This window comes from Acinetobacter sp. CY79 (genome assembly GCF_059515845.1).
In genome coordinates, this window is sequence record NZ_JCAKMY010000057.1 from 1 (window position 1) to 7,502 (window position 7,502).

Sequence of the window (7,502 nt, forward strand, 5' to 3'; positions counted from 1 at the left end):
CGACTGTTTGGGGTTGTATAGTCAAGTAATTAAGTGCATGTGGTGGATGCCTTGGCAGTCAGAGGCGATGAAAGACGTAATAGCCTGCGATAAGCTCCGGGGAGGCGGCAAATATCCTGTGATCCGGAGATTTCTGAATGGGGAAACCCACTTACCATAAGGTAGGTATTGCAACATGAATACATAGTGTTGCAAGGCGAACGAGGGGAAGTGAAACATCTCAGTACCCTTAGGAAAAGAAATCAATTGAGATTCCCTTAGTAGCGGCGAGCGAACGGGGAAAAGCCCATTAAGTCATATCAGTTCTAGTGGAATGCTCTGGGAAGTGCAACCGTAGTGGGTGATAGTCCTGTACACGAAAGGGCTGATATGATGATGTCGAGTAGGGCGGGGCACGTGAAACCTTGTCTGAATATGGGGGGACCATCCTCCAAGGCTAAATACTCCTGACTGACCGATAGTGAACCAGTACCGTGAGGGAAAGGCGAAAAGAACCCCTGTGAGGGGAGTGAAATAGATCCTGAAACCGCATGCATACAAGCAGTGGGAGCCGGCATTGTGTCCGGTGACTGCGTACCTTTTGTATAATGGGTCAGCGACTTACATTCAGTAGCAAGGTTAACCGAATAGGGGAGCCGTAGAGAAATCGAGTCTTAATAGGGCGTTTAGTTGCTGGGTGTAGACCCGAAACCAGGCGATCTATCCATGAGCAGGTTGAAGGTTGGGTAACACTAACTGGAGGACCGAACCCACTGTCGTTGAAAAGCCAGGGGATGACTTGTGGATAGGGGTGAAAGGCTAATCAAGCCTGGTGATAGCTGGTTCTCCCCGAAAGCTATTTAGGTAGCGCCTCGGACGAATACCATTGGGGGTAGAGCACTGTTTCGGCTAGGGGGTCATCCCGACTTACCAAACCGATGCAAACTCCGAATACCAATGAGTACTATCCGGGAGACAGACTGCGGGTGCTAACGTCCGTAGTCAAGAGGAAAACAATCCAGACCGCCAGCTAAGGCCCCAAAATCATAGTTAAGTGGGAAACGATGTGGGAAGGCATAGACAGCTAGGAGGTTGGCTTAGAAGCAGCCACCCTTTAAAGAAAGCGTAATAGCTCACTAGTCGAGTCGGCCTGCGCGGAAGATGTAACGGGGCTAAAACTATGTGCCGAAGCTGCGGATTTGCAATTTATTGCAAGTGGTAGGGGAGCGTTCTGTAAGCCGATGAAGGTGGATTGAGAAGTCTGCTGGAGGTATCAGAAGTGCGAATGCTGACGTGAGTAACGACAATGCGAGTGAAAAACTCGCACGCTGAAAGACCAAGGGTTCCAGTCCAACGTTAATCGGGGCTGGGTGAGTCGACCCCTAAGGCGAGGCCGAAAGGCGTAGTCGATGGGAAATTGGTTAATATTCCAATACTTCTGTGTAATGCGATGAGAGGACGGAGAAGGTTAAGTCAGCCTGGCGTTGGTTGTCCAGGTGAAAGGTTGTAGGCATGTATCTTAGGCAAATCCGGGGTACTCTATGCTGAGAACTGATAGCAAGCTGCACTTGTGCAGTGAAGTGGCTGATACCATACTTCCAGGAAAAGTCTCTAAGCTTCAGTTACACAGGAATCGTACCCGAAACCGACACAGGTGGTCAGGTCGAGTAGACCAAAGCGCTTGAGAGAACTCTGCTGAAGGAACTAGGCAAAATGGTACCGTAACTTCGGGAGAAGGTACGCTGCTGGCGGTGATAACCCTTGCGGTTTGAGCGGCGAGCAGCCACAGAAACCAGGCCCCTGCAACTGTTTATTAAAAACATAGCACTCTGCAAACACGAAAGTGGACGTATAGGGTGTGATGCCTGCCCGGTGCTGGAAGGTTAATTGATGGGGTTAGCGTAAGCGAAGCTCTTGATCGAAGCCCCAGTAAACGGCGGCCGTAACTATAACGGTCCTAAGGTAGCGAAATTCCTTGTCGGGTAAGTTCCGACCTGCACGAATGGCATAATGATGGGGGCGCTGTCTCCAGCAGAGACTCAGTGAAATCGAATTCGCCGTGAAGATGCGGTGTACCCGCGGCTAGACGGAAAGACCCCGTGAACCTTTACTGCAGCTTGACATTGAACTTTGATCTTACTTGTGTAGGATAGGTGGGAGGCTTTGAAACTCGGACGCTAGTTCGAGTGGAGCCAATCTTGAAATACCACCCTGGTAATATTGAGGTTCTAACTCTGCTCCATGATCTGGAGCGAGGACCATGTCTGGTGGGTAGTTTGACTGGGGCGGTCTCCTCCTAAAGAGTAACGGAGGAGTACGAAGGTGCGCTCAGCGTGGTCGGAAATCACGCGTAGAGTATAAAGGCAAAAGCGCGCTTAACTGCGAGACCCACAAGTCGAGCAGGTACGAAAGTAGGTCTTAGTGATCCGGTGGTTCTGTATGGAAGGGCCATCGCTCAACGGATAAAAGGTACTCTGGGGATAACAGGCTGATACCGCCCAAGAGTTCATATCGACGGCGGTGTTTGGCACCTCGATGTCGGCTCATCTCATCCTGGGGCTGAAGCAGGTCCCAAGGGTATGGCTGTTCGCCATTTAAAGAGGTACGCGAGCTGGGTTTAGAACGTCGTGAGACAGTTCGGTCCCTATCTACCGTGGGCGTTGGAAATTTGAGAGGATCTGCTCCTAGTACGAGAGGACCAGAGTGGACGAACCTCTGGTGTACCGGTTGTGACGCCAGTCGCATCGCCGGGTAGCTATGTTCGGAAGGGATAACCGCTGAAAGCATCTAAGCGGGAAGCCTACCTCAAGATAAGATTTCCCAAGGACTTTATGTCCTCTAAAGAGCCGTTGAAGACTACAACGTTGATAGGTTGGATGTGGAAGCATAGTGATATGTGAAGCTGACCAATACTAATTACTCGTGAGGCTTGACTATACAACACCCAAACAGTTGTTGTATAAAAGCTCAATTGATTCGATATACATCAAAATAGCTTGATTCAGTAAGCCGTTAGTATCACAATATTCAACTCAGATATATCTGTTAATAACTTCTTTGACCAAGCAACGGCATACATCAAACGATGTGAATAAGACCCAAGCAAAGTCACAACAGTTGTGCTGGCGACAATAGCAAGAGTGAACCACCTGATCCCTTCCCGAACTCAGAAGTGAAACCTCTTTGCGCTGATGGTAGTGTGGGGTTACCCATGTGAGAGTAAGTCATCGCCAGCTCATTATTCCTAAAACACCCCCTTCTAACGAAGGGGGTGTTTTTTTGTGAGAAAAAAGTCAAAAATTAATGCATAAAATAAAACAATTGTTTAGTCGGAAAATTACAATGACAATCTTTGTTACTGTTTAAATAACAAGCAATCTGTAGAGAAGATTAAAATATTCATACTATTAAATTGAAATAAAAGTGGTTGGAATGAATTTTTACAAATTATTTAAATGCTGTAATTTACAGTAGGTGGGCAACTATGAAGTTTTTCGTATTGCTTATATTTGTACTTTTTCTTTTTTGTTTTTGGCATTTTTTTTTACATAATCGAATGATTGGTTTGAAAAGTATCCGAAAATTTAATTTGATAAAAAATATAAAGTTTGAAAAAGAATACAGTTCTCTTGAGCAAAGACAGTGGAAAGCTAAAACTGAATTAAACTCCGAAGATGTGCAACAAGATATTCAATTATTTGATCAAATCGCCAACTTAATGTTTGAAAAAGAACTCAAAAATCAAGAATTCGAATATGCCGATCAAATTCAATATGAATTTTTAAATAAAATGCCGACACAGGCGAGAAGTGAGATTCAACAATTTAGTTTAGGTGATTGGTCTATTTTTTGGACTTATAAAGCTCAATCCCTTGAATATTATGTGAGTAAATATGGAGTTTTTTATACGCACGTGGATCGAAATGGTGTCGAACACACCTTACAACTGAAAGACTCTGCTTAGTTGATTTATACAAAATTTTATAACTATCAAGAATGCTAATTTCTAGAATTAAAAACGCAAAGTGAATTTAAACGTTTGAACATATCATCCCATATCATTTCAGCTCCTTTTCTAAAATAGCCTATGTGACCAATTTCTTTTAATTGATATTCCTGTACTGAAATATTTAGAAAATGCAATTAAGCCTGAGTATAGTGCTGCATAAAACCTTCTCTTGACCGGGACAGTGCCCCTAATCATTAGCAAGTACAGAAACTGCATAAATGATTGATTGAATGAACTTGAGCATAAGGATTCTTAAGTTGGTAGTGAGCAGCGTCACCAAAAGAATAAGTTGGATATTTACATCATTTACACCATTGATGGTAAAAACCTAAGGTTAGATCAGCCCCTATATTGAGTTTGCTCCAAGGCAGATAACCCTTTATTGCAACTAGTGGAGGGCCACATGACTTGAACTTTAAATCGCTCTTTAAAAATGTATATTTCCTACCCAACCTGCATCTGCACCTGTGCTAAAGCAATACATCGCTTTAATATTATGATAATTAGTTGTTAGTGCAAAAGTCTGTCAGCCATAGGAATGTCCGACTACAAACAATGGGGTTCGATTGCTGCTGTTAAATCTAAAGCACCCCAATCCAAATAAGACATTTTAGAGCCTTTAAGTGATTGAGGACGCAGATAAGGCGACACCTCTATAATCAAATGTAAGTACTTCAAATCCTTTTTGAACTGCATATTCTGCGAAACGATGATAAAACAGTTGTGCTACACCTGTAGCACTTGCCACGATTATTTTTTGTCTTCATCGCTTTTTTAGAGCTATGAAGTATGCCAGTGAGTTAGTAATGGTCATTTGTCTGGATTTTTAATGTTTAAGTAGAGCAAGAATAAGCATCAAATTTTTGTATTAAGTTTGACGTAGCAAGATTCATCATGGATTGAGGTAAATTTGAGGATGCATCTTTTTTAAATAGAGTTAATGACCTAAAAATTGAGGTTCTCTTCTTTCAAGCATTGCATTCATACCTTCTTGAACATCTTGACTGGCCAGCAAAGGCTTAAGGTATGCATTAAGATTTTCAAAAGATTGAGATTCACCCAGTTCAATGGCATCTTTAGCTGCTGCCAAGGTGGCTTGCACAGCGAGAGGGGCTGCTTTGGCAATTCTTTCAGCCAGTTCCATGGCACGATTGAGTGGATGATTAGTAGTAAGTTCAGTAATGAGATTCAAGTTGAGTGCAGTCTGAGCATCGAACAAATCACCCGTGAGTAAATAACGCATTGCATTTGACCAGCCAGCAGATTTAACAAAACGCGAGGTTGAACCGCCAAAGGGAAGAATGCCACGTAATACTTCAATTTGGGTAAATTGAGTATTATTTTGAGCAATTGCGATATCAGCATTTAACAGCAGTTCAATTCCTGCAGTATAGCAATAGCCATGAACTGCAACGATCACTGGTTTTTTTCGCTTACGACCGGAAGTTCCCCAAGGGTTAATCATATTGGGATCTGAACTAAAAATACCTGATTCCATTTTAGGTTGAAGTTCGGCGAGGTCTAATCCTGCTGTAAAATGATCTCCATGCGCAAAAATAACCGCGCAGCGTAATTGATCATTGTCTTCATACTCTGTTAATGCATTCGATAGATCGTCAATCATATGACTATCAAAAGCGTTGCGTTTACTGACGCGATCTAAACCAATTAAAAAGAGATGTTGTTGTATTTCTCGACTGACTTTTCCATGTAGCGCAGGCATTTTGATTATTCCTATGTGTAAATATCTATAGTTTTAACTAGAGTGTAAATTTTAAGCAAAACTTTTAAGTTCAAAATTGTTTAGTTATTTTTAGATTTAGTGCGTTTTAAAAAGTTAGTTATCGGTTTGCAAAGCTTTTCATAAATTCATGTATTCCAATCATTGAAATTATTGAGTTTGATTGGATAATAGCATTATTCAATTTTAAGCAATTTCCTATGTCATTAGTTGAAATTATTGCAGTTGTTATCAGCATCATTGGAGTGGCACTCACAATCAAAAGAAAAATGTGGTGCTGGTTTTTTAACTTTGTTGCTTTTGTTATGTACGCTTACATTTTCTATCAATATAAATTGTATGGAGAAACAATTCTACAATGTATTTTTATTGTTATGAATCTATATGGTTTTTATCATTGGAGAAAAGGCAATATTGAGCAACACACAATACGAATTGAAAAGTCACATTTTCCAACACTCGCAATGCAAATGGTTTTGGCTTTAACTGGCGGATTATTATTTGGATTCGGACTACACTACTTTACAGATGCTTCATTGCCAATATTAGATGCGCAATTGGCAGCTTTTAGTTTATTAGCCACCTATTGGACCACGCAGAAGTTTATTGCGACTTGGATGTTGTGGGTGGTTGTAGATATTGTTTACGTCGGCATGTTTGTTTACAAGAGTCTGTATCTGACGGCTGGACTATATGCTGTGTTCATCGGTTTGGCGATTCTCGGGTGGAAACAATGGAGCAACGTCAGAAAGCAGCAAAAGATAGGTGCGATTTAAATAGATATAAATGACTTACTAACTGGTAGTGAAACACAAATGCTGATTGATTTTAATACAGCCCAATTGGAAAAGTTCGATGCATTAGCACAACAGATTTTAGCCAAACCGCATGAGTATGTTCAGTTTGATTCAATTGCAGATTTTTATAGTGCCGAATGGCTTAAGAGTTTCCCAAAAGGTACCTTTTGGCGTTGCGCAGGACAGGATGATGGAGCCGAACATTTTTATGCTGTAATTTGCTATAAAAATCGTAGGTTGAGTATTGATAATACAGATACAAGTAGTGTCATTTTTAAAATTTCAGATGAAGCTGAGCTTGGTACAATTCATAATGCTCACTAAATCTAAACCGGACATCAAAAATTATAATCCCTCACATCTCTGAGGAAATGACAGAGCTTATTATTCACCTTAATTAACCCGAATCGCGGATAAGAAATTGACTTGAAAAATAAGAGGACTAGAGCCATCAGTTGAGTTACCACACAAAACTTAAAACTCTAGTCCCTATGTTTAATAGTACCGAATTATTCTGTTTAATTGATGATTTCTTTCTTAAATTTGAAGCAACCTATTGGAATTTCCTTAAACAAAGTCGTCGTTTCTCAAGAGTCCGAACCGCTCACTTGAGTATCTCAGAAATCACTTTTATTGCTATCTGGTATAAATGTTCTCATTTCACTAATTTCAAAGCCTTTTTTACATGGTTGAAACAGGATAAAAATCATTTATTTAAAAGCTTACCCTGTTACCAACGGATGATTCATCTGATCAATAGGCATCAATTAGCTCTACACGCTTTACATGTGGCACTGATGAAAGGTCAAGGTACACAATATTTATGGATTGATTCAACAACTTTGCCAGTTTGTAAAAATCAACGTATTCAGCGTCATAAATCATTAGTCCAAATTGCATCACGTGGTAGAAGCTCAATGGGCTGGTTTTATGGCTGTAAATTACATATTGCGATGAATCAATTTGGTGAAATTGC

Annotated in this window: 5 protein-coding genes and 2 rRNA genes; 6 read left to right on the plus strand and 1 reads right to left on the minus strand. The window is 41.1% G+C overall.

The genetic code is table 11. The annotated features are described in order from the left end of the window. Positions 1–19: 19 nt before the first annotated feature. The 3 genes from AC5YCE_RS15225 to AC5YCE_RS15235 all read left to right on the plus strand — a co-directional run bounded on the left by AC5YCE_RS15225 (position 20) and on the right by AC5YCE_RS15235 (position 3,943). Positions 20–2,916, plus strand: a 23S ribosomal RNA gene (locus AC5YCE_RS15225). A gap of 184 nt (positions 2,917–3,100) precedes the next feature. After that, positions 3,101–3,215, plus strand: a 5S ribosomal RNA gene (gene rrf, locus AC5YCE_RS15230). 353 nt (positions 3,216–3,568) lie between these two features. After that, entirely contained in the window at positions 3,569–3,943 is a 375-nt protein-coding gene (locus AC5YCE_RS15235; protein WP_496127260.1) for a hypothetical protein, read from the plus strand. Between the two features lie 982 nt (positions 3,944–4,925). Here the strand turns inward: AC5YCE_RS15235 and AC5YCE_RS15240 are convergent. Next, a complete protein-coding gene (locus tag AC5YCE_RS15240; protein WP_496126324.1) occupies positions 4,926–5,711 on the minus strand; it encodes a crotonase/enoyl-CoA hydratase family protein in 786 nt (261 codons plus the stop codon). A gap of 218 nt (positions 5,712–5,929) precedes the next feature. On the opposite strand from AC5YCE_RS15240, the gene pnuC reads away from it, so the two are divergent. The 3 genes from pnuC to AC5YCE_RS15255 all read left to right on the plus strand — a co-directional run. Beyond that, a complete protein-coding gene (gene pnuC / locus AC5YCE_RS15245; RefSeq protein WP_496172586.1) occupies positions 5,930–6,505 on the plus strand; it encodes a nicotinamide riboside transporter PnuC in 576 nt (191 codons plus the stop codon). A 39-nt stretch (positions 6,506–6,544) separates the two neighbouring features. After that, positions 6,545–6,850 (plus strand): hypothetical protein, encoded by a 306-nt coding sequence (locus tag AC5YCE_RS15250; RefSeq protein WP_496172587.1) that lies wholly within the window; start codon positions 6,545–6,547, stop codon positions 6,848–6,850. Between the two features lie 167 nt (positions 6,851–7,017). Further along, a partial coding sequence (locus tag AC5YCE_RS15255) for a transposase (protein ID WP_496170869.1) occupies positions 7,018–7,502 on the plus strand: 485 nt, incomplete at its 3' end.